Origin of the sequence: Aeromonas sp. FDAARGOS 1404 (genome assembly GCF_019047085.1) — a bacterium.
GTDB lineage: Bacteria > Pseudomonadota > Gammaproteobacteria > Enterobacterales > Aeromonadaceae > Aeromonas > Aeromonas veronii.
In genome coordinates this window covers 301,424-322,195 of sequence record NZ_CP077237.1, presented here as the reverse complement: position 1 = coordinate 322,195, position 20,772 = coordinate 301,424, and the positions used below count along the sequence as shown (strand labels likewise).

The window sequence follows — 20,772 nt, the reverse complement described above, 5'->3', positions numbered from 1 at the left end:
TGGGCTTTTTTGATCCTGCCGAGTGAACTCGGCGAAACACAGCGGTGAGGGAGGCGGCCAGCGCCTCTCTATTTGCGGTATTCGTTGTTGTAGTTCTGGATGAGACGGCGAGTCACCTCATGCTGGGGATCGGCAAACACCTTGAGAGTCTTGCCGCGCTCCACCACCCGACCTTCGTGCATTACCAGCACCTCGTCGCTGATATGGCTGACGATACCCAGGTCGTTGGCTACCAGCACATAACTCAGCCCCATGGTCTCCTGCATCTCCAGCAGCAGGTTGATGATCTGGGAGCGCACCGAGATATCCAGCGTGGAGAGCGCCTCATCGGCCACCACGATCTTGGGGTTGAGGATCAGCGCCCGCGCCAGCGCAACCCGCTGCTGCTGACCGGAGGAGAGCATCTGCGGGTAGAAGAGGGCGTGATCCGGCAGCATCCCCACCATGCGCAGGGTCTGCACCACCTTCTCGCGGCGCTCCTCCTCGGTCATCTCGGTATTGAGGCGCAGTGGGGTTTCCAGGATCTGGCCGACCCGGATCTTGCGGTTCAGCGAGGTGTTGGGATCCTGAAAAATCATCCGCAGCAGTTTGCAGCGAGTCTGGTAATCGCCATGCACCATCAGCTGGCCGTCGATGGCGATGTCGCCGCTGGTGGGTTCGATCATGCCAGCCAGAATGCGGGCGAGGGTACTCTTGCCGGAGCCAGCTTCGCCGACGATGGCGAGGGTCTGACCCACTTCGAGATCGAACGACAGGGGCTTGATCGCCTCCACCGCCTGACGACGGAATAGACCGGTGCGGTTCTGGTAGGTTTTGCTAAGGCCTCTGACCTGCAACAGGGATGGCTCGATCACAAGCGGGGCTCCTTCATGGGGGCATTAACGGTCATCATTTTTTTGGCTCCTCCATGTTCAGCGGGAAGTGGCAGCTGAACTGATGGCCCTTGATCTTGTTCATCAGGGGGGTCTGCACGCACTGCTTCTGGGCGTAGGGGCAGCGCGGCCCCAGACGGCAGCCGATGGGCAGGTGTTGCAGCGGCGGGATGACGCCGGGCAATGTCTCGAGGCGCGATTTGTGGCGCACCAGCTTGTCAAAGTCGGGGATCGATTTGAGCAGGGCATCGGTATAGGGGTGATGCGGGGTCTCGAGGATCTGCTCCCGGGTGCCCACTTCCACCATCTGGCCGCAGTACATCACGTTGATGGTATCGGTCAGGTTGGCGATGGCGGCGATATCGTTACTGATGATCAGGATGGTGGTATTGCCCAGCTTGTTCATCTTGTCCAGCAGTCGCAGGATCTGGGAGTGGGTGGTGGACTCCATGGCGCTGGTGGGCTCGTCGGCTACCAGCAGACGCGGCTGGTTGGCAATGGCCATGGCGATCATCACCTTCTGGCACATGCCATCCGACAGCTCGTGGGGATAGGCGCGCATCACCTTGCGGTGATCCTTGACGCCGACCCGGTGCAGCAGGGCGATGGCCTTTTTCTTGCGCCACTGGAAGCGCTGCCAGAATTGTCCCTCGAACGAATCGGTCGGGATCGCCTCTTCCAGCTGGGTGCCGATCTCCTCGGAGGGGTCGAGGCAGCTGATGGGGTCCTGGAAGATCATGGCGATCTCGCGGCCCATGATGCGACGGCGCTCCTTGGGGGCCATGGTCAGCAGATCCATGTCGTTGAAGCGCATCCGGTCGGCACGCACCGTCCAGTTGTCCTTCTCGATGCCGACGATCACCTTGGCGATCAGACTTTTACCGGAGCCGGATTCACCCACCAGACCGCGGATCTCCCCCTCGGTCAGGGTCAGGCTCACCTTGTCCACCGCCTTGACCTTGCCTTGCGGGGTGTCGATCTCGATGGTGAGATTGCGAATATCGAGCAGCGGCATCAGTCATTCCCCTCTTTGAGTGCTTCACGAATGCCTTCACCAACTAAATTGGTCACCAGCACGCTGAACAGGATGGCGATGCCGGGCAGGGTGACAGTCCAGGGGGCGAGATAGATGAGGTCGCTCGAATCGGCCAGCATGGTGCCCCACTCAGGTTGGGGAGACTGGGCGCCGAGACCGAGAAACCCGACCGCCGAGATATCGAGAATGGCCGCCGACAAGGTGCGGGTGGTCTGGGCCACCAGGGTTTCGACAATGTTGGGCAAAATAGCCAGACGCATGATCCGGAAGGGGGGCGAGCCATCGAGGCGGCTGGCGGTGATGTACTCCTTCTGCATCTCGGCATGTACTGCGTTGTAGGTGGCCCGGATAAATGGCGGGATCAACGCCAGGGTAATGGCTATCAGGGTATTGCCAAAACCCGGCCCCATGATGGCGACCATGATGATGGCCATCAGCAGGGAGGGGATGGAGAGCAGGGTATCGAGTAAGTGGTGCAGCACGCTCGATTTAAGCCCCTTGCTCATGCCGCCGAGGATGCCGATGGCGGAACCCACCACCATGGCGATCACCACCACGACCAGCGCATAACCGAAAGTGAGGCGCGCCCCTACCACCAGCCGGGAGAGCATGTCGCGCCCCAGATCGTCGGTGCCGAGGAAGTAGTCGATGTTGCCGGTCGCCGCCCACGAGGGGGCGAGCAGCAGCTTGTCGGTGTGCTGTTCATCTATGCCGTAGGGGACGACCAGCGGCCCCACCAGCGTGATGAGCAGCAACAGCAAAAAGCACCAGAGCCCCGCCATCGCCAGAGGATTGCGGCTGTAGGAGGCCCACGTCTGCTCAAGGGGCGAGAGGATCTTGAGCTCGGGATAGATGTTCGATTTATCTTGCATAGGATACCTGGCTCCTGGTCACGCCATGAGCGCGTTCAATCTTGTTTGGCATACAACTCTTTGCGCCGTGCCGGATAGATAAGGGTGGTCAGCAACTCGGTGCTGACGCTGGTCAGGATCACGAAACTGGCCACTACCAGGGTTGCGCCGCGAATGGCGGCGTAATCCTGCAGGGCGATGCTGCTGATGAGCCAGCGGCCGATCCCGTGCCACTCGAACACCACCTCGGTGATCATGGCGGAGGTGAGTACGCTACCCAGTTGCAGACCCAGCAGCGGCAGTACCGGCGGCAGGGCGTTCTTGAGACCATGGCGCCAGACGATCTGCGCCTTGGAAAGGCCCCGGCTCGCCGCCGCCTTGATGTAGTTCTGCTTCATCACGTCGATGAGGGAGCTGCGCACATGGCGGATCACCTCGGTGGTGGGCACCACCGCCAGCACCAGTGACGGAAGGATCAGGTGGCGCAGGGCATCATGCAGTGCCGCTTGCCGCCAGGGCTCGTTGCTGAGCAGCACATCGAGCACCGCGATGCCGGTAATGGGGGGCACGTCGTAGAGCAGGCTGATCTGGCCCGATGCCGGCAACCAGCCGAGATCCAGCGAAAAGAGCATCACTACCAGCAGTGCCAGCCAGAACACCGGCACCGCATAGCCGATAAGACCGGCAGTCATGATGGAGAGATCCAGCGTCTTGCCCTGGGACAGTGCCGCCAGGGTGCCGAGAGGAATGCCCACCAGCAGCGAGATGGCGAACGCCGCCAGACAGAGGATCAGGGTCGCCGGGAAGTAGTGGCGGATCTCGTCCAGCACCGGCAGCCCGGAGACGCTGGAGAGCCCCAGGTCACCTGCGAAAATGCGGCGCAGGAAGTCGGGATAGCCGCTCCAGAAGCTGAGCTGATGGCCGATCAGCCGATAGTCCAGCAGATAGGCGACAAAGGTCAGCGCCAGCAGGGTGATGAGCAGCAGGTTGATGCGGCGCAAGGTGTATAGAAGCATGCTTACTCCCTGTGAGCCTGGTTGAAGGAGGTGCCGCCAAAGGGCATCAGCGTCAGCCCCTCGATGTCGCTGCGGCTGACCAGGGTACGCAAGGCGTGCGCCAGCGGGATCAGCGGCAGCTGTTCGTTGAGCAGGGTCTGGGCATAGTAGTAGTTACGCAGCCGGAACGAGAGCTGGGGCGTGGTGACCGCATCATCCAGCAACTGATCGAAGGCCGGGCTACACCAGCGGCTGTAGTTGTTGCCGCGCTCCACTGCCGAGCAGCTCAGCAGCTGGCGGAAGAAGTTGTCCGGGTCGGCGTTGTCGGCAATCCAGCCGGAGAGCAGGCTGTCGTACTGCCCCTTGGTGAGGCGGCCTTCGATCACCGGCCACTCCCGTTGCACGATCTTGAGCTTGATCCCGACCTTGGCCAGATCGCTGCGGATCAGCTGGGCGGTCTTGACCGCATCCGGGTTGTAGGGGCGGGCGTCCGGTTGCACCAGCACCTGCATCTCGAACCCTTTCTCCAGTCCCGCCTCCTTGAGCAGCTGGCGCGCCCGTTTCAGGTCGGGTTTGCGCTCGGGCAGGCTGGGGTTGTAACCCCATGAGAGGGTCGGCAACAGGCTGTTGGCGGGCAGGCCGGTATCGAAATAGACCGCCTGAAGCAGGTTGTCGATATTGATGGCGCTGGCAATGGCCTGACGCACCTTGACGTTGTTGAACGGCGGCTTGCGGGTATTGAGGGCCAAAAAGGCGACGTTCATCCCCGACTGGACTGAGAGGCTCAGCGCCGGATTTTGCTTGATCACCGAGAGCTGGCTAGCGGAAGGGGTGCTCATAACGTCGCACTCGCCGGTCAGCAGCTTGGCCAGCCGTTTGGCGGATTTGGGGGTAATGTCGTAGACCAGCTGTTCAATCTTGGCATCGCCGCCCCAATAGCCGGGGTGGCGCAGATAGCGAATGAACTCGTTGTGGCGATACTCCTTGAAGCTGAACGGCCCGGTGCCGATGGGGCGGCTATCCAGCAGGGCCGGGGTGCCTGCCTGCAACATCTGCTCGGCGTATTCGGCGGAGAGGATCACCGCATAGTCGCTGGCCAGGGTGGCGAGGAAGGAGGCGTTTGGCTGATTCAGCTCGAATACCACCGTCTGCGGCCCCTTCTTGCTCACCCGTTTGATCAGCAGATCTTGCCCCAGGCTGTAGAAGTAGGGGTAATCGCCGCCGGAGACATTGTGATAGGGGTGCTGCTCGTCAAGCTGGCGGGCATAGGTGAAGACCACGTCATCGGCATTGAAGGTGCGGGTGGGCTTGAACCAGGGGGTATGGTGAAATGTCACCCCCTTGCGCAGGGTCAGGGTATAGGTGAGGCCATCCTCGCTGACATGCCAGTTGGTGGCGAGCGCCGGCTCCAGCGCCAGGGTGTTGGGGTTCACCTCCAGCAGGCGGTCGTAGAGCGGACGGGCACTGGCATCCAGTGTCACCCCGGAGTTGGAAACATGGGGATTGAAGGAGAGGGGGGATCCCTCAGCACAATAGATGAGTCCGGTTTTGGAGGCCTCGGGTTGCTTCTGGCAGCCGGTGACCAGCACCAGCATACCCAGCAGCAAGGGTGTGAGCATTCTCATTGTTGAACCATGTTCTTATAGGGGTTTTGTACGCACGTTTTGATACAAATGTGCCAGCGCGAAGGCTGGCGTGTTGCTGGAGTCGGCATCAACCGCACTCCTTCACTCTTGTTCTGCATCGTTATCGCCATCCAGCAGCTGATATTTGCGTAGCATGCCACGGAACTGGTGATAGCTTAAGGCCAGCAGTTGAGCGGCTTTGCGCTGATTATACTGGGATTGCTGCATCGCTTGCTTGAGTAAATTAATCTCGTACTCCGCCACCGCCTGCTTGAGATCGAGCGGCAAGGCGAGGGGGGATGCAGATTGTACCTCGCTTCGGGCCTCTTGCGCAGGTTGCGTGACCTGTGGTCGCCAGGGGGAATCAAACGGGTTGAGCACCAGGGTCGAGAGCGGCAACTGGGGATTGCCCTGACGATAGATGCTACGCTCCACCACGTTCTTCAGCTCCCGCACGTTGCCCGGCCAGTGGTAATCCAGCAGTAGCTGGGTTGCCTTGCGCGAGAAGCCGGCAAAGAGCGGATAGCCCAGCTCCCGGGTCATGTTGTGGGCGAAGTGCTCTGCCAGCATCAGGATATCTTCCCGCCGCTCCCGCAAGGGGGGGAGAGTGATCACATCAAACGCGAGCCGATCGAGCAGATCGGGGCGAAACTGCCCCTTGTCGGCCAGCGCAGGGAGATCCTCGTTGGTGGCGCAGACCAGCCGCACATCCACCTTGAGGGGCTTGGCCCCACCCACCCGCTCGAACTCGCCATACTCGATGACCCGCAGCAACTTCTCCTGCACCCGGGCGCTGGTGGTGGCCAGCTCGTCGAGGAAGAGGGTGCCGCCATCGGCCCGCTCGAAGCGGCCTTGGTGGCGCTTGGCTGCGCCGGTAAACGATCCCGCTTCGTGACCGAACAGCTCGGTCTCCAGCAGGCTCTCGCTCAGGGTGGCGCAGTTGATGGTAACAAAGCTTTGATCCCAGCGCGCCGAGAGATAATGTAGGCGGTGGGCGATCAGCTCCTTGCCCGTCCCCCGCTCACCGATGATCAGCACGGGTTTGCGCAGCGGGGCGAGCCGTGAGGCCTGCTCAATGATCTCGAGAAATGCGTTGGATTCCCCCAGCAGGCTTTCCGTGGCCGTGGTCATAGTGATCCCTGTCAGTTGTAAAAGCTGGTCAATCTTACCAAAAGTTGGTGATTTTAATCATCACTTGCGCGAGGCATCTTGCAATCCGGCTATTCTGCCCCATATAAATCAACAAGTTAAATTTTGTTCCAGATTGGCACACAAGTTGCCATTGTCAATGGAGAAACAACGCCATGCCAATAACAGGAGTGCAATCATGAGTATTTTTTCCCGTCTGGCCGACATCATCAATTCCAACCTGACGGCTCTGCTCGACAAGGCAGAAGATCCCCAGAAGATGGTGCGCCTGATCATCCAGGAGATGGAGGACGAGCTGGTCAAGGAGCGTTCCAATCTGGCTCGCTTCCTCGCCAGCCAGAAAGAGATTGGCCGTCAGGTCGCCCGTCATCAGGAGCGGGTCGACGAGTGGCAGGCCAAGGCCGAGCTGGCCCTTACCAAGGGACGTGAAGATCTGGCCCGCGCCGCCCTGATCGAGAAGAAGAAACAGACCGAGTTGTCAGAGACCCTCTACCGCGAGCAGCAGGCGGTCGACAGCGGCATCGAGAAGCTGGGTGAAGAGATCCGCCAGCTCGAAGCCAAGCTGGAAGATGCCCGCGCCCGTCAAAAGGCGATGGCCATTCGCACCGAAGCGGCCAGCAGCCGTCTCAATGTGCAGAGCCAGGTAGCCCGTGGCGAGAGCCAGGCGGTGGTGAGCAAGTTTGAGCGGATGGAGCGTCGCATCGACGAAATGGAAGCGCGCGCCGATCTGGGACAGTCCGACAAGGCGCTGGCGCAGCAGTTTGCCGAGCTGGAAGTGGACGATCAGATAAGCCGCGAGTTGGAAGCCATGCGCCAGAAGCTGGGTCAGGGCGACAGCAAAAGCGAAGGCAAACAGGGGGAGTAACAGATGGAAGATCTGCTGGGCGTATTGATGGTTCCCATGGTGGTCTTCATGGTGGTGGTGGCTCCCATCTGGCTGGTGCTGCACTATCGTGCCAAGGGGCGGATTGGCGCCGGTCTTGCCGATAGCGAGCGGGAACAGCTGCAAGGGCTGCTGGCTCGCACCGAGAAGATGCAGGAGCGAGTGGGCGCGCTGGAGTCGATTCTGGATGCGGAAGTACCCGGTTGGAGGAACAAGGTATGAGCAGTGTCAGTCGTGAAGGGCGTAACCTCTATCGCGATCCCCAGCGTGGCAAGATAGCCGGGATCTGTGCCGGTTTGGCTGAGTATTTCGGGGTGGAGACCTGGATCGTGCGGCTGCTCGCCATCAGTGGCCTTATCTTCGCCGGTTTCATCACCTTCACCGCCTATATCGCCGCCTGGTTCCTGCTCGACAAAAAGCCGGTCACCCTCTATTCGCAAGAGGATGCCGACTTTGCCGAGGTGCGGATGAAAGCGCGCAGCTGGCAGGCGGGGATCACCCCTCATCAGGCGCTGGGCCGCATCGCGCAGGAACTTGACGCGCTGGAGCCTAGAGTTCAGCGGATCGAGAAGCTGGTGACCTCCAGGGAGTTCACCCTGCAGCGGGAGTTTCGCAAGCTGTAGTTCTTGCTGAAGCACCCATGTCGATGGCGGCGCCTCCCGTGATGCGCCACCATCGACACCAGCTATCCAGATGCAACCACCAAGGGAGAACGGGTCAAGCCTTGATACTCAATAAACTGGAACAGAAGTTGACTCGCCTGCAACACAAGGCGAACGACGTGGTGAACCGGGTGCGGGATCGCCATATTCGGCTGGCGGTGACCGGCCTCTCTCGCAGCGGCAAAACCGCCTTTATCACGGCGCTGGTCAACCAGCTGGAACACGCGGCCATCGATGGCCGTTTGCCGTTGTGGGATGCCCTGCGTCAGGGGCGCATCCTCGGCGCCCGCCGGGTGCCGCAGCTCAATGCCCACATCCCCACCTTTGCCTACGAGCGTGGCCTCGACTCCCTGTTTGGCGATCCACCTGCCTGGCCCGAGCCCACCCGCGGGGTGGCCGAAGTGCGCCTCGAAATCCGCTATCGCACCCGTCATCCCCTGCGCAAACATCTGGGGGAGATCTCCACCCTCTACGTGGATCTGGTGGACTACCCCGGGGAGTGGCTGCTCGACTTGCCGCTGCTGGAGATGAGCTACGAGCAGTGGAGCGAACAGGTGCGCGAGCAGCTTCGTCGCCCAGAGCTGCAGGCACTTGCCGCCAGCTGGCTGACACCCGGGTGGCAGGTCGATCAGCGCTTCGAAGAGCGGCCGGTGGCTGAGCTTGCCGAGCGCTACACCGCCTATCTGCATGCCTGCAAACAGGAGCTGGGATTGCACCTTATTCAACCCGGTCGCTTCGTGTTGCCGGGGGAGTATGCCGGTGCCCCCATGCTGCAGTTTGTCCCCTGGGTGTGGGATATGCCTGCCAGCGAGCCTGCCGATGGCACCCTCTACGCCACCCTCAAGCAGCGCTTCGAGCAGTACAAACAGCATCTGGTGCAGGGCTTCTACGAGCAGCACTTTGCCGGTTTTGATCGCCAGATCGTGCTGGTGGATTGCCTGCAGCCCCTCAACGCCGGGGCGGCCAGCTTTGGCGACATGCAGCAGGCCATCGCCCGCATCATGGAGAGCTTTGCCTACGGCAAGAGCAACTGGTGGCGGCGACTCTTTTCGCCCCGTATCGACAAGCTGCTCTTTGTGGCGAGCAAGGCCGATCACGTCACCCCCGAACAGCATGCGCCCATGGTCTCCCTGCTCCAGCATCTGGTACGCAGCGGTCGCGGTCAGGCTCGTTTTGAGGGGATCACCACTGAGTGCTTGGCGCTCGCCGCCATCAAGGCGACGGAAGTTGGCAAGGGGGTGGCCAATGGCCGCGAGTTCCCGGCCATCCGTGGCACCAGCCTGAGCGGTGAGCCGCTGCTGCTGTTCCCGGGGGAGGTGCCGCCCCATATTCCGCCTGCGCAGTGGTGGAACAGTCAGGGTTTTGATTTTCAGGCGTTTCGCCCCATGCCCATGAGCCCCCATCAGGCGCTGCCCCATATCCGGCTCGATGCAGCGCTGGAGTTTCTGCTCGGGGATCACCTCGAATAACGGTGTGCGGTCTTGGCACCTGAGCCGAAGGCTGCGCACAGGAGAACAATGCGATGAACGATCAGATAAAAGAGCGGCCACCGCTGCAGGGCAAGGTGATCCTTGAGCCTGCCTTGACGGTGGCCAGTGACGAGCGACCGCCCGCACCAGCCCAGCGGCTGGAGGAGGCGAGTTTCGAGCGCCTCGACGAGCTGGACGAGTTCACCGAGGTGGAGAGCGCCCTCGTCAGCAAACCGCGACGCCGCCATCGGCTACTGGCGTGGGGGCTGGGGGCGGTCGGTCTGCTCTCGTTGGGCCAGTATGGCGTCTTTCTTTACGATCAATTCCTCACCACCCCGCTCTGGGGCAGCGCGTGGCTGGCGGCCTCGGCGCTGGTGGCGGCGGGGACCGCCAGCGTGGTGGGGCGCGAGTGGCTGCGCCTGCGCACCCTCAAGCGGCGCCAGGATGTGCGCTCGCGAGCAGAAGATCTGCTGGCCCATCAGGGGGTCGGGCAGGGGCAAGCCTTCTGCGAAGGGTTGGCGGTCAAAAGTGGCGACAAGGGGCGCGAGGGGTATCAGACCTGGCTGGTCCAGCTCGACGAGAGCCACAGCGATCGGGAGGTGCTGACCCTCTACAGCCAGCTGGTGCTCGGCGAGCGCGACAAGCTGGCCCAGGCGCGGGTGGCCAAATGGTCGGGGGAGGCCGCTGTTCTGGTGGCGCTCAGCCCGCTCGCCACCGTCGACATGATGCTGATGCTGTGGCGCAACCTGCGGATGATCGAGGATATCGCCGATGTCTACGCCATCGAACTTGGCTACTGGAGCCGCATACGCCTCATCCGTCAGGTGTTTCGCAACATGCTCTACGCCGGTGCAACCGAGCTGGTGACCGAGGTAGGGATGGACTTGCTGGGCGCCGAGTTTGCCGCCAAGCTCTCTGCCCGCGCGGCGCAAGGGGTGGGGGCCGGGCTGCTCACTGCTCGCCTTGGCCTGCGTACTATAGAGGCGTGCCGCCCGCTGCCCTGGTGTGCGGACGAGAAACCCAAACTCGGCGAGCTGCGCAAGCGGCTGATCGGCCAGCTGGCGGGGTATCTCAACAAATCCTGATAGCCCTGTCTGCTCCTTGCTGCGATGACCCATGCCCCTGTCGTGCTCGCCAAGCCACAGGGGCATAGTTTTCATCGGCAGATCATTGAGTTGGCAGCAGTGCCCGGTTTTGGCGAGACGCCCGTTTACGGTTAAGCTGGCAGTCAATCTTACCAATCACACCAATAGTACCAATCGGCAAGGATGCCCGATGAACTTTACCTTTCGCCAGATCCGTTATTTTGTGGCCGTGGCCGACAGCTTCTCAGTGAGTCGTGCCGCAGCCGAGCTCCATATATCCCAGTCGGCGGTCACCAGCGCCATTCGCGAGTTGGAGACCGAGCTCGGCGCCCCGCTATTCGAGCGCAATCCGCGCGGCGTCACCCTCACCACTCAGGGCCACCAGTTTTTGCTCCACGCCCGCCGTATTCTCGGCGCCATGACCGAGGCGAGCCACTCCCTCAAAGCGGTGGCCCAGCAGGATCAGGGGCGACTCACCATCGGCGTGACCACCTTGGTGGCGGGTTACTACCTCTCAGAGGCGCTTGGCCGCTTTCGCCGTGCCTTTCCGGCGGTACAGATTGAGGTGAAGGAGGATGAACAGCCTTTTCTGGAGCACCAGATCGTCAATGGCGAGGTGGATGTGGGGATCCTGATGACCAACCGCACCATCCGGCAAGAGGCGTTTGATACCGAATTGCTGACCCGTTCGCCGCTGCGGCTCTGGCTGGCCGCCAACCACCCGCTCTGCGCCGAGTCGACCCTCTCGCTCACCGCACTGGGGGAGGAGCCGATGATCTCGCTGACCGCCGATCAGCTGGATCAGATCATCGGTGGCGGCCTGCGTCGCTACGGCATCTCCCCCCGTATCGTGCTGCGCACCGCGTCGGTGGAGGCTGTGCGCAGTCTGGTGGCAAGCCAGCTCGGGGTCGCCCTGCTGCCCGATTTTGCCTATCGCCCCTGGTCGCTGGAGCAGGAGCGGGTCGAGGCGCGCCCCATCAAGGAGCCCATTCCCGCCATCGATATCGGGCTGGTGTGGCGCCGTGGTTCTCGGCTGGATTGGACGGCGCGGGAATTTATCGATATCGCACGGGATCAGAGCCGGTTGCGGGCCCGTCAGGCGCTCCCTCGCTAGCCATCTCTTACGGGGTAGCCACCAAAAATCAGATTCATCTGCACTCGATATCGATTTAGCTGATACCTGAGCCACCAAAAATTGAAATATTCATCGTATTGCTACTCCCCTAAGCTCATTGCTGGTTAACAGGATGTTAACGCCCATGGTGGCGTTCCTTCACCTGATGCAAGTCAACACAATGCAAGGAGTGCATGATGAAATTGACCCCTCTGATGCTGGCTCTTGTTCCGGCGCTGCTGGCAGGCCAGACCCAGGCTGCCCCGACCGAGCTCGGCAAGGGTGAAGGCCAGCTCAATATCGTGGCTTGGGCTGGCTACGTTGAGCGTGGCGAGACCGACAAGAACTACGACTGGGTGACCGGATTCGAGAAAGAGACCGGCTGCAAGGTGAACGTCAAGACGGCGGCCACCTCGGACGAGATGGTGGCCTTGATGAACGAGGGGGGCTTCGATCTGGTGACCGCCTCCGGCGATGCCAGTCTGCGTCTGATTGCCGGTGGCAAGGTGCAGGCGCTCAATCTGGCGCTCATCCCGAGCTACAGCAAGATTGATCCCCGGCTGCAAAATGCCCCTTGGCACACTGTGGATGGCAAGCACTACGGCGTGCCCTACCAGTGGGGCGGCAATATCCTGATGTACAACACCAAGGTGTTCCCCAAGGCACCGGACTCCTGGAACGTGGTGTTCGAGGAGCAGACCCTGGCGGATGGCAAGTCCAACAAGGGGCGGGTGCAGGCCTTTGACGGCCCGATCCACATCGCCGATGCCGCCCTCTATCTGATGACCCATCAGCCTGCCCTGGGCATCAAGGATCCTTACGAGCTGAACGAGGATCAGTACAAGGCCTCCCTCGATCTGCTGCGCAAGCAGCGCCAGCTGGTGGGACGCTACTGGCATGATGCCTTCGTTCAAATCGATGACTTCAAGAACGAAGGTGTGGTCGCGTCAGGCTCCTGGCCGTTCCAGGCCAATGCCCTGATCGCCGACAAGCAGCCCATCGCCACCACTGTGCCGAAAGAGGGAGTGACCGGTTGGGCCGATACCAGCATGGTGCATAGCGATGCCAAGAACCTCACCTGCGCTTACAAGTGGCTGGAGCACTCCCTGAGCAACAAGCTGCAGGGGGATCTCGCCGCCTGGTTTGGCTCGGTGCCTGTGGTACCTGCCGCCTGTGAGGGCAATGCCCTGCTGGGCCCGACCGGGTGCAAAACCAACGGTATCGACAACTTCGATCGGGTTCGCTTCTGGCGCACTCCGGTCTCCCAGTGCAAGAGCCAGGGAACTTGCGTGCCCTATTACCGCTGGGTTTCCGACTATATCGCCATTCTGGGCGGCCGCTAAGGCGGGGTGAGCAAGGTGGTCGGAACCGTTGCCACCTTGCCAACGGCAGGGGCGCTGCGCCTCCTCTGCACGACTGCCGAGAGCGGATAATCAAGCGGGCCGGACAGGAGTCCGGCCCATCCCAGCACAGACAAGGACGCCCCATGAACGCCGTACAATTTGACCGGGTCAGCCGCCACTATGGCGAGGTGAAGGCGGTCGATGACATCTCTTTCCAGATCCCCTCCGGGGAATTCTTTACCCTGCTGGGGCCGAGCGGTTCCGGCAAGACCACCTGCCTGCGGATGATCGCGGGCTTTGAGTACCCGAGCGACGGGGAGATCCGCCTGTTTGGCGAACCCTGCTCCACCGTGCCGCCTTATGATCGCAACCTGAACACCGTGTTTCAGGACTATGCCCTGTTTCCCAACATGGATGTGCGCGACAACATCGGCTATGGCCTGATGCTCAAGGGGGTCGCCAAGGCGGAGCGTTACCGCAAGGTGGACGAGATGCTGGAACTGGTGCGACTGCCCGGGGTCGGCAAGCGCCGCCCGAGCCAGCTCTCCGGCGGCCAGCGCCAGCGCATCGCCATCGCCCGGGCGCTTATCAACCAGCCACGCATCCTGCTGCTGGATGAGCCGCTGGGGGCCCTCGATCTTAAACTGCGCGAGCAGATGCAGCTTGAACTCAAGGCGTTGCAACGCCAGCTGGGCATCACCTTTATCTTCGTCACCCACGATCAGCAGGAGGCGCTCTCCATGAGCGACCGGATCTGCATCTTCAGTCAGGGCAAGATCGAGCAGATCGCTGCGCCCGATACTATCTACGACGCTCCGGCGACGCCGTTTGTGGCCCGCTTCGTCGGTACCGTCAATCTGTTCGAAGGGGAGCAGGCCAGACGGCTGTGCGGCGACGGCAGCCAGATGATGGTGCGCCCGGAGCGGATCCGGCTCGCTGAGGCGGGCACGCCGGGCTGGTCGGGGGAGATCCGCGAGGTGGAGTATCTGGGTCCCTTCGTCCGTTATCGGGTTGATCTCGGGGAGCAGCTCGAGATCATCGTCAACCACCCCAATGAGGGGCAGGCCCGTCTGGCGCGTGGCAGCAGGGTCAGCCTCAGCTGGCCGGAGCAGGCTATCCATCGCCTGAGCGGCGCCCATCAGGGGGCGCAGCCATGAGTGCCCCTCACAGTGCGAGTCTTGCCATGAACCATCAGCCCGAACCTGCCCGTTTCAGGCCGCTGCGGCGCCTCTCGACCCTGCTCTATGGTCGGCCCGGCCTGCTGCTGGCGATCCTGCTGGGGCCGCCGCTGCTGTGGCTCGGCATCATCTATGTCGGCTCCTTGCTGATGCTGCTCTCCAACTCTCTGTTCGGGCTGGACGAGTTCAGCGGTCAGGTGCGCCACGAGCTGGGGCTGCAAAACTTCGTCGCCCTGCTGCGGCCGGAGAATCTGGATGTGATCGGCCGCACCGTCGGCATGTCGCTGCTGGTGACCCTGGCCTGCGCCCTGCTCGGTTTTCCGGTGGCCTACTACATGGCGCGCTACACCAGTGGCAAGACCCGGGCGCTGTTCTATGTGGGGATCATGCTGCCGCTCTGGTCCAGCTATCTGGTGCGGGTCTACGCCTGGAAGCTGATCTTGGCCAAGGAGGGGGTAGTGAGCTGGCTGGCCGACAGCATGGGGCTGGAGTGGCTGCTCGATGCCATCCTCTCCTTGCCGGTGATAGGTGGCCCGTCGCTCTCCTTCTCGCGGCTCGGCACCTTTATCGTGTTCGTCTATGTCTGGCTGCCCTTCATGATCCTGCCCATTCAGGCGGCGGTGGAGCGTATACCGCGATCCCTGCTGGAGGCGAGCAGCGATCTGGGGGCTACACCCGCCCAGACCTTTCGCAACCTGATCCTGCCGCTGGCGTTGCCCGGTGTGGTGGCGGGCTCCATTTTCACCTTCTCGCTGACCCTCGGTGATTACATCATCCCCGGCATCATCGGCAACTCGACCATGTATATCGGTCAGGTGGTCTACATGCAGCAGGGAACGGCGGGCAATCTGCCCTTTGCCGCCGCCTTCTCGCTGGTGCCGATCCTTATCATCGCCATCTATCTGGCGATTGCGAAACGGTTAGGAGCCTTTGATGCGCTTTGACCCTATCGCTTTGAACCGGCAGCAAGGAGGCCGTCATGTCAGCTAGCTCAGTGAGCCGTCAGGGAGAGCGCCCTTCGGGCCTGCTCAAGTACGCCGCCATCGGTGGACTCTTGTTCCTGCACTTTCCCATTCTGTTTATCTTCCTCTACGCCTTCACCAGCGAGAGCAAGAGTTACCAGTTTCCGCCCCCCGGGCTCACCCTCAAGTGGTTCGAGGTGACCCTCAATCGCCCCGATGTGTGGCGTGCCATCCAGTTGTCGCTGGAGGTCGCGGGGCTGGCGACGCTGGCAGCCATGATCCTCGGCACCTTGGCGGCAGGGGCCATTGCCCGCAGCCGCTTCTTCGGTCAGGAAGTGGTGTCGCTCTTGCTGGTGCTGCCCATCGCGCTGCCCGGTATTGTCACCGGTATCGCGCTGCGCTCGGCCTACGGCCTGATGGAGATCCCGTTCAGCTTCTGGACCATCGTTATCGGCCACGCCACCTTCTGTGTGGTGGTGGTCTACAACAATGCGCTGGCACGTTTTCGCCGCACCAACCAGAGCCTCATCGAGGCGTCGATGGATCTCGGGGCCGACGGTTTCCAGACCCTGCGCTACGTGATCCTGCCCAATCTGGCCACGGCGCTGCTGGCGGGGGGCATGCTGGCCTTTGCCCTGAGCTTTGACGAAGTGATTGTCACTACCTTCACTGCGGGCCAGCAGACCACCCTGCCCATCTGGATGTATCAGGAGCTGATCCGTCCCCGTGACAGGCCGGTCACCAACGTGGTGGCCCTCATCATAGTGGCCTTCACCACTATTCCCATTTTGCTTGCCTACTACCTCACTCGCGACACCCATGATGTCGCTGGCAGTGGCAAATGATGACTCAACGCGTGCGCAAGGATGCAACCATGAAACTCTCTACCCAACTCTTGATTGATGGCCAGTTTGTGACCGGCGAGGGGCAGGCCGAACCCATTCTCAACCCGGCCAACGGCGAGCAGATCGCCGCCGTACCCGAAGCCTCGTTCGAACAGGTGAACCGGGCGGTGAACGGTGCCCAGCGCGCCTTCGCCCAGTGGAGCCGCACCACCCCGGCCCAGCGCAGCAACCTGCTGCTGCGTCTGGCGGATCTCGTCGAGCGCCACGCCGAGGAGTTTGCGGCGCTGGAATCCCTCAACTGCGGCAAACCCTATCTGGCGGTACTCAACGACGAGCTGCCTGCGGTGGTGGACTGCTTCCGCTTCTTTGCCGGGGCTGCCCGTTGTCTGCAAGGGCCGTTGGCGGGGGAGTATATCGAGGGGCACACCAGCATGATCCGCCGCGATCCCATCGGGGTGGTGGGCAGTATCGCCCCCTGGAACTACCCGCTGATGATGGCGGCCTGGAAGATGGCGCCGGTGCTGGCGGCGGGCAATACGGTGGTGCTCAAACCCTCCGAGCAGACCCCGCTCACCGCTTTGCGTCTTGCCGAACTGGCCAGCGAGATCTTCCCCCGTGGGGTTATCAACGTCATCTGCGGGCGGGGGGAAAGCGTGGGGGCGCCGCTGGTGGAGCACCCGCTGGTGCGGATGGTGTCGCTCACCGGCGATATCGCCACCGGTCAGAAGATCCTGCAGAGCGCCGCCCGCACCATGAAGCGTACCCACCTTGAGTTGGGGGGCAAGGCGCCGGTGATCATCTTCGACGATGCGGATCTGGAGGCGGTGGTGGCGGGCATTCGCACCTTCGGTTTCTACAATGCAGGGCAAGATTGCACCGCCGCCTGCCGTATCTATGCCCAGGGCAAGATCTACGACAAGTTCGTCGCCGCCATGACCGATGCGGTGGCCTCCATCAAGGTGGGCAGCCAGTACGAGGAGGGGGTTGAGATGGGGCCGCTTATCTCGGACAGACAGCGCAACCGGGTCGCCAGCTTTGTCGAGCGGGCCCAGAGCAGCGGTCATGTGGAGGTGACGGCGGGGGGCAAGATCCGTCCCGGCAACGGCTTCTTCTTCGAGCCGACCCTGATTGTCGGGGCCCGTCAGGAGGATGAGATCGTACGCCGCGAGGTGTTTGGCCCCGTGGTGTCGGTGACCCGTTTCAACGATGCCGAGCAGGTGGTGCAGTGGGCCAACGACTCGGACTATGGCCTCGCCTCGTCGGTCTGGACCCGGGATTTGAGCCTCGCCAGCAAGGTGGCCAGCCACTTGCAATATGGCTGCACCTGGATCAACACCCACTTCATGCTCACCTCCGAGATGCCCCACGGCGGCATGAAGATGTCTGGCTACGGCAAGGATCTCTCCCTCTATGCACTGGAGGATTACACTGTGCCGCGCCATATCATGGTCAAGTTGTAGTGGGGATTGGTTAGCGGCTTGTCACAATTTATTTACAACTGTTTCAGGCAGCCGACTCATGGGTCGGCTGCTTTTTTTGTTGCCATTTCGTTACAGTGAAACCGTGATGAAACGGCAAGGCGCCTTGATATGGCGCCAGAGGATGGAACCGCTATGGCAACCTTCTACACCGCCCACCAGCCGGATGCTGACGGGGTGATCCACTACAGCAACGAAGAGCACGGCACCTGGCAGATCCTGATCGAACGTCAGTTCGCCGCTCTCGATGGCAAGGGGTGTGACGAGTATCTGGCCGGTCTCGACAGACTGGGGCTGCCCCGTGATCGCATCCCCCAGCTGGCCGAGATCAACGCCGTCTTGCAGCCTGCGACCGGCTGGTCGGTGGCGGCAGTACCTGCACTTATCTCGTTCGATCGCTTCTTCGCCCTGCTGGCCAATCGCCAGTTTCCGGTGGCCACCTTTATCCGGCGCCGGGACGAGCTCGACTACCTGCAAGAGCCGGATATCTTTCACGAGATCTTCGGCCACTGCGCCATGTTGACCAATCCGGCCTTTGCCCACTTTACCCACCTCTATGGCCAGCTTGGCCAGCAGGCGAGCAAGGAGCAGCGGGTTTTTCTGGCGCGGCTCTACTGGTTCACCGTGGAGTTTGGCCTCTTGGCGACGCCTGACGGGCTGCGTATCTACGGTGGCGGCATTCTCTCCTCCATCGGCGAGACAGCTTATGCCCTTTCTGGCAAGCCGCTGCTGCAACCCTTCGATCTGTTGACTGTGCTGCGCACCCCGTATCGCATCGACATCATGCAGCCCACCTATTTTGTGCTGCCGAGTCTCGATCATCTCTACCAGCTGACCGGGGAGGAGATCATGGCTGCTCTGGCCGAGGCCAGTCGGCTTGGCCTCTATCCGCCGCGCTTTGAGGTTCCCGCTGGCAAACAGGCGAGCTGACCAAAAGCAAACAACCCTATTTCATTTTCATTAATTTTTCATTAATTCAAGCAGGAGTAACCCATGTCCGAACTGGCCAGCCAGCAGTGTGAAGCGTGTCGCGCCGATGCCCCCAAGGTGAGCGATGAGGAGCTGCGCGAGCTGATGCAGCTTATTCCCGACTGGCAGCCGCTGGTGGAGGAGGGGGCGCTGCAACTGCGGCGGGAATTTACGTTTCGCAACTTCAAGGAGGCGTTGGCGTTTACCAACCGCCTGGGGGAGCTGGCGGAAGCGGAGTTCCATCATCCGGCCATCCTGACCGAGTGGGGCAAGGTGACCGTCAGCTGGTGGACCCACAAGATCGGCGGCTTGCACCGCAACGACTTCATCATGGCTGCACGCACGGATGAGCTGCTGAAGTGAACGCCACCACTCATCCAGTGAGCGATATGGTGATCGTCAGCTGGTGGATGCATAAGATCGGCGGTTTGCATCGCAACGACTTCATCATGGCGGCGCGCACCGATCAGTTGCTCCGGTAATCGCGCCCCACACCAGCGTCATCGGTTGACCCGGGCCTGCCTGCGAAAGCGGGGCAGGCCCGCATTTTTATGGGCTGGCGCTCGCACTGGGGGGATCGAGACTGTATTATCCGCTCATTCATAGAGTTAGCTAGGAAGTGTGTCCCGAATGCGTCTTGAAGTCAGCTGTGAAGACCGCCTGGGCCTGACCCGGGAACTGCTCGACCGCCTGGTGGAGCACAATATCGATCTGCGCGGCATCGAAATCGATACCTCAGGCATCATCTATCTCAACTTTCCCGAGCTGGAGTTCAGTGATTTTCAGCACCTGATGCCGGAGATCCGCCGCATTCCCGGCGTCTACGACGTCAAGACCATCCCCTACATGCCCTCCGAGCGAGAGCATCACGAGATCGAGGCGTTGCTCAAGGCGCTGCCGGATCTGGTATTCTCCCTCGACAGCAAGGGCAAGGTGACCCAGGCCAACCAGTCTGCCCTCACCACCCTCGGCTTGCCGGTGGAGGAGGTACGCGGCGTGGCGCTCGGTTCGCTGGTCAAGGGTTTCTCCTTCACCCGCTGGCTGGAGGCGAGCGAGATCAAGCCGCAGACCTGCAAGCTCAGTTTCAATGGCGAAGAGTATCTGGCAGATCTGATGCCGCTGTTCGTGGCAGAAGCCCGCGGCAAGCAGGCGCTGGCCGGGGCCGTGGTGGTGCTCAAATCTGCCCGTCGGGTCGGCCTGCACTTCAGCGCGCTTCATGCGGTGGAAGTGGGGGGCTTCGAGCATCTGCAGGCCGAGAGCCCCAAGATGAAAGAGGTGCTGTCGCAAGCGCGCAAACTGGCGATGCAGGATGCGCCGCTGCTCATCGTCGGTGAGACCGGCACCGGCAAGGAGCTGCTGGCCCGTGCCTGTCACGGTGCCAGCCTGCGCTCCAGCCACCCCTTTATGGCCCTCAACTGCGCCGCCATGCCGGATAACGTGGCCGAGAGCGAGCTGTTTGGTTATGCCCCCGGCGCCTTTGGCAACAACACCGAGGGCAAGCGCGGCGTGCTGGAGCTGGCGAGTGGCGGCACCCTGATGCTGGACGAGATCGGCGACATGTCTCCCCATCTGCAGACCAAGTTTTTGCGGGTGTTGCAGGATGGGGTATTCCGCCGGGTCGGTGACGAGCAGGAGGTGAAGGTCAACGTGCGTTTCATCTGCACCACCCAGAAGCAGTTGCTGGATCTGGTGCACGAAGGAACCTTCCGCGAGGATCTCTACTATCGCCTCAACGTGCTCAGTCTGGCGCTGCCCCCCCTGCGCGAGCGCAAGGCAGACATCATGGTGCTGGCCCAGCAGTTTGTCTCCCGCTTTGCCAGCGAGTTGCAGCGACCCCGTCCGCGCTTTACCCGCAACATGGCCGACTACCTGACCGCCTACCGCTGGCCGGGCAACGTGCGCCAGCTGCGCAACTGTCTCTACCGCGCCATGACCCTGCTGGAAGGGGATGAGCTGGGGCCCGAGCAGATCGATCTGCCGGTGGCGGCCGATACCATGCCGCTGATCGACGAGTGGTTTGAGGGGAATCTCGACGATGCGGTGAAGCGCTTCGAGAGCCAGCTGCTGGCCCGGCTCTATCCCGCCTTCCCGTCGACGCGCCAGCTGGCCAAACGCCTGGGCGTGTCGCATACCGCCATCGCCAACAAGCTGCGAGAATACGGCATCAGCAAGAAGTGATTTCCACCTTGCTGCCTGCCACCAGAGAGCCCGTTACCAGACGGGCTCTCCGTTTTCTTTACACGAACTCGGTAGATG

At 61.8% G+C, this 20,772-nt stretch carries 20 protein-coding genes and 1 pseudogene; 15 read left to right on the top strand and 6 right to left on the bottom strand.

Going from position 1 to position 20,772, the window contains the following annotated elements; all coding sequences use genetic code 11:
- Positions 1-68: 68 nt before the first annotated feature.
- From I6L34_RS01450 to pspF, 6 genes are all read right to left on the bottom strand, one after another.
- Positions 69-854, bottom strand: coding sequence for an ABC transporter ATP-binding protein (locus I6L34_RS01450; RefSeq protein ID WP_005333681.1), 786 nt, complete (start codon positions 852-854; stop codon positions 69-71).
- A 34-nt stretch (positions 855-888) separates the two neighbouring features.
- On the bottom strand, positions 889-1,887 hold the full coding sequence (locus I6L34_RS01445) for an oligopeptide/dipeptide ABC transporter ATP-binding protein (protein WP_005333679.1): 999 nt from the start codon (positions 1,885-1,887) through the stop codon (positions 889-891).
- Positions 1,887-2,780 carry an ABC transporter permease subunit gene (locus tag I6L34_RS01440; RefSeq protein WP_005333677.1) on the bottom strand — a complete coding sequence of 298 codons (894 nt, stop codon included), beginning with the start codon at positions 2,778-2,780 and terminating at the stop codon, positions 1,887-1,889. Before I6L34_RS01440 ends, I6L34_RS01445 begins: the two co-directional genes overlap by 1 nt.
- A gap of 35 nt (positions 2,781-2,815) precedes the next feature.
- On the bottom strand, positions 2,816-3,775 hold the full coding sequence (locus I6L34_RS01435) for an ABC transporter permease subunit (RefSeq protein WP_129503868.1): 960 nt from the start codon (positions 3,773-3,775) through the stop codon (positions 2,816-2,818).
- Between the two features lie 2 nt (positions 3,776-3,777).
- Complete coding sequence (gene sapA, locus I6L34_RS01430; RefSeq protein WP_216956846.1) at positions 3,778-5,373, bottom strand: ABC transporter substrate-binding protein SapA; 1,596 nt, start codon at positions 5,371-5,373, stop codon at positions 3,778-3,780.
- A 108-nt stretch (positions 5,374-5,481) separates the two neighbouring features.
- Positions 5,482-6,510, bottom strand: a complete 1,029-nt coding sequence (gene pspF, locus I6L34_RS01425) for a phage shock protein operon transcriptional activator (protein WP_075115121.1) — start codon at positions 6,508-6,510, stop codon at positions 5,482-5,484.
- 196 nt (positions 6,511-6,706) lie between these two features.
- Between pspF and pspA the strand changes: the two genes are divergently transcribed.
- The 15 genes and pseudogenes from pspA (at position 6,707) to tyrR (ending at position 20,694) form a co-directional block, all read left to right on the top strand.
- Positions 6,707-7,393, top strand: a complete 687-nt coding sequence (gene pspA / locus I6L34_RS01420; protein WP_005361184.1) for a phage shock protein PspA — start codon at positions 6,707-6,709, stop codon at positions 7,391-7,393.
- 3 nt (positions 7,394-7,396) lie between these two features.
- A complete protein-coding gene (gene pspB / locus I6L34_RS01415; RefSeq protein WP_005333672.1) occupies positions 7,397-7,633 on the top strand; it encodes an envelope stress response membrane protein PspB in 237 nt (78 codons plus the stop codon).
- Positions 7,630-8,034 carry an envelope stress response membrane protein PspC gene (pspC, locus tag I6L34_RS01410; protein WP_005333670.1) on the top strand — a complete coding sequence of 135 codons (405 nt, stop codon included), beginning with the start codon at positions 7,630-7,632 and terminating at the stop codon, positions 8,032-8,034. Before pspB ends, pspC begins: the two co-directional genes overlap by 4 nt.
- A gap of 101 nt (positions 8,035-8,135) precedes the next feature.
- Positions 8,136-9,542: a YcjX family protein gene (locus I6L34_RS01405; protein ID WP_058056957.1), complete on the top strand. Its 1,407-nt coding sequence runs from the start codon at positions 8,136-8,138 to the stop codon at positions 9,540-9,542.
- A gap of 53 nt (positions 9,543-9,595) precedes the next feature.
- Positions 9,596-10,627, top strand: a complete 1,032-nt coding sequence (locus tag I6L34_RS01400; RefSeq protein WP_216955421.1) for a YcjF family protein — start codon at positions 9,596-9,598, stop codon at positions 10,625-10,627.
- 190 nt (positions 10,628-10,817) lie between these two features.
- The gene (locus tag I6L34_RS01395; protein ID WP_005346246.1) at positions 10,818-11,741 is read left to right on the top strand and encodes a LysR family transcriptional regulator; all 924 of its coding nucleotides are present in this window, start codon (positions 10,818-10,820) and stop codon (positions 11,739-11,741) included.
- A gap of 197 nt (positions 11,742-11,938) precedes the next feature.
- Positions 11,939-13,084 (top strand): ABC transporter substrate-binding protein, encoded by a 1,146-nt coding sequence (locus I6L34_RS01390; protein WP_115521822.1) that lies wholly within the window; start codon positions 11,939-11,941, stop codon positions 13,082-13,084.
- 143 nt (positions 13,085-13,227) lie between these two features.
- Entirely contained in the window at positions 13,228-14,241 is a 1,014-nt protein-coding gene (locus tag I6L34_RS01385) for an ABC transporter ATP-binding protein (RefSeq protein WP_139708577.1), read from the top strand.
- Positions 14,238-15,206 carry an ABC transporter permease gene (locus tag I6L34_RS01380; protein ID WP_005346227.1) on the top strand — a complete coding sequence of 323 codons (969 nt, stop codon included), beginning with the start codon at positions 14,238-14,240 and terminating at the stop codon, positions 15,204-15,206. Before I6L34_RS01385 ends, I6L34_RS01380 begins: the two co-directional genes overlap by 4 nt.
- A gap of 35 nt (positions 15,207-15,241) precedes the next feature.
- The gene (locus tag I6L34_RS01375) at positions 15,242-16,069 is read left to right on the top strand and encodes an ABC transporter permease (protein WP_005352644.1); all 828 of its coding nucleotides are present in this window, start codon (positions 15,242-15,244) and stop codon (positions 16,067-16,069) included.
- A gap of 29 nt (positions 16,070-16,098) precedes the next feature.
- Complete coding sequence (locus I6L34_RS01370; RefSeq protein ID WP_216955419.1) at positions 16,099-17,529, top strand: gamma-aminobutyraldehyde dehydrogenase; 1,431 nt, start codon at positions 16,099-16,101, stop codon at positions 17,527-17,529.
- Positions 17,530-17,682: 153 nt separating this feature from the next.
- Entirely contained in the window at positions 17,683-18,477 is a 795-nt protein-coding gene (phhA, locus tag I6L34_RS01365) for a phenylalanine 4-monooxygenase (RefSeq protein ID WP_115521826.1), read from the top strand.
- A gap of 63 nt (positions 18,478-18,540) precedes the next feature.
- Positions 18,541-18,879: a 4a-hydroxytetrahydrobiopterin dehydratase gene (locus tag I6L34_RS01360; RefSeq protein WP_019444917.1), complete on the top strand. Its 339-nt coding sequence runs from the start codon at positions 18,541-18,543 to the stop codon at positions 18,877-18,879.
- Positions 18,880-18,908: 29 nt separating this feature from the next.
- Positions 18,909-18,998 (top strand): annotated as a pseudogene (locus tag I6L34_RS01355) (4a-hydroxytetrahydrobiopterin dehydratase); the annotation flags it as partial.
- 148 nt (positions 18,999-19,146) lie between these two features.
- On the top strand, positions 19,147-20,694 hold the full coding sequence (gene tyrR / locus I6L34_RS01350; protein WP_005333656.1) for a transcriptional regulator TyrR: 1,548 nt from the start codon (positions 19,147-19,149) through the stop codon (positions 20,692-20,694).
- Positions 20,695-20,772: the final 78 nt, after the last annotated feature.